This is a genomic window from Candidatus Regiella insecticola LSR1, from assembly GCF_000143625.1.
Taxonomy (GTDB): domain Bacteria; phylum Pseudomonadota; class Gammaproteobacteria; order Enterobacterales; family Enterobacteriaceae; genus Regiella; species Regiella insecticola.
This window is the reverse complement of the sequence record NZ_GL379612.1, coordinates 1-1,812: the sequence shown is the minus strand read 5'-3', so window position 1 is coordinate 1,812 and position 1,812 is coordinate 1. Positions and strand designations below refer to the sequence as shown.

The 1,812-nt window shown below is 41.8% G+C and carries 3 protein-coding genes; all 3 read right to left on the bottom strand.

Going from position 1 to position 1,812, the window contains the following annotated elements; genetic code table 11:
* Positions 1–234 precede the first annotated feature (234 nt).
* On the bottom strand, positions 235–855 hold the full coding sequence (locus tag REG_RS08030) for an AAA family ATPase (RefSeq protein WP_050749373.1): 621 nt from the start codon (positions 853–855) through the stop codon (positions 235–237).
* Entirely contained in the window at positions 852–1,106 is a 255-nt protein-coding gene (locus tag REG_RS08025; protein ID WP_006705184.1) for a hypothetical protein, read from the bottom strand. The genes REG_RS08030 and REG_RS08025 overlap by 4 nt, the downstream gene beginning before the upstream one ends.
* Before the next feature lie 365 nt (positions 1,107–1,471).
* Positions 1,472–1,812 (bottom strand): hypothetical protein (locus REG_RS08020; protein ID WP_039908024.1); only part of this gene is annotated, 341 nt, incomplete at its 5' end.

The following is a 1,812-nucleotide window of genomic DNA, read 5'->3' as shown; positions in this document are numbered from 1 at the left end:
TGGAATCAAACATCATGACTTGAAACTGAACAGCCATTTTTCTTGTACATCTGTCATTTCATTTAGTTACAACATAATTTTTACATCTACAACCCCTTTTAGTCAGACTTCACCTGGAAAAAATACATATATATCAATCTATTGAAATATAACTTTTACGCTTATTAAAAAATAACAAAAGGGATTAAATCAGATTGAATTTGCAAAAAACTCAGTAAGTTTTAGATTTTTGCGTCAGGGCGCAAGTTCCCTTGCGCGACCCGATAACCCCAGTCTTGCAGCTGCGATCTCTTTCTCTGCCACCTTACTAAACCAGCAGGGTAAGCTCGATACTAAGTGTTTTATTTTATTTGTTTCTCTGGCTAGCAACAACCGCCTCCGCATGTCACTATTATCAATAATCCACACTCGAACAGCATGATTCATCGCAATAGGCAAATTGGCCATGCATCGATCATAACGACGGAAAATATCTTTTGCTGGCACAGCATGACCACCCGTTCTTACTCGTAAAGCAACTCGCGCCGCAGACAACGTCACATCATCCAAACCAATAAATATCAGGTTCACTTTAAACCCTGCTTTCCCTGCTGCCTTCATCAGGCTAATCTCACTTCGGCCAGTTAAGGTCGTTTCTATAGCAAAAGAACGTCTTTCTGCAAGAAAAATAGAACGTTGTTTCACCGCTATCTTACCCGCTTCCAACGTCTTGTTTGAAGAATGATCTGTGCTTAAATCTTTAGCTATATCGTCAGGATTGACTATCGGCAATTTACCGAAAAAATGCTGTCGAACCAATGTCGATTTTCCTGCTCCATTCGGCCCAGCTATCACCCATAGCTGAGGCTTTATCATACCGCAATAATCTCTACAAAACATTCCACGCCAGTAACGAAACTAACTAATTCTTTGCGGCCAGCAGGATACTCTTTGATAATCATCCCTGCCGGGGTGTCTTGCTGACGGTAATAAACAGGTTCACCCGCGCTTAAGTGTTTTCGGGATTCTGCTCCATCATCGCAAGCCAATTCATCACCAAATAGAGTCATAAAGACGTTTTCCTGAGCCGACGTCATGTTGTCTAAATTTTCCAGCTGCAATTTCATCGTGGTAGTTTCTGTATTTAATGAATACCTTAAGGATACTGTAAAAATGGGGCAACAGATATGCCGAACCTACATTACCGCGCCACATCTCGACTCTATCCCTTTCGTCATATCGTCCATTTTAGTCGCGATAAAGCCATTCTTTGAACTAAGATTAATTGAACCTGTTTATCTTACTAAAAACAGGCGTAGATTCTCACCTTTACGGGCTAAAACTCTCTGTGCAGTTAAAACCTCGTTTTTTTGAACCCTAATGGCAATCCTGTAAGGTATCTACCTTCTGAGATCGGCCTGAACCAAACCCAGAACGACCCCTGATAGGCGGGAAAACCCAATGGGAATATTCATTCGGCTTCAATTGTTCATTATTTTGCACACGCTATACCCAGCTCCTGCCACATCCATGTAAAATCATAATGCGCCATATGGGGAGCCCTACCGGTATCCTTTTCTAAGCTCTTGAGCCATTGAATCAAGTTAACCTGTTGGTCACTCTTTTGAGCACATTCCCTTGGCGTCAGGTTATTGAGGGCAGGAATCGGTTCATTCAGTATCTTACGGTAATGTTGATCTAATGACGCGGTTATCAATTCAGTAAAATCGAGGGGCTCAGCAGGCGCTAAACCTTCTATCGAATGATTTTCCATCAGGGATGAAACCTTCTCATGGACAGAAAGGGGGTTCCCAATTAAGTATCCAGCAAATT

Excerpts from the sequence above, each read along its gene's own strand:
- REG_RS08030 (WP_050749373.1), bottom strand. The coding sequence starts at position 855 with ATGATAAAGCCTCAGCTATGGGTGATAGCTGGGCCGAATGGAGCAGGA.
- REG_RS08025 (WP_006705184.1), bottom strand. The coding sequence starts at position 1,106 with ATGAAATTGCAGCTGGAAAATTTAGACAACATGACGTCGGCTCAGGAA.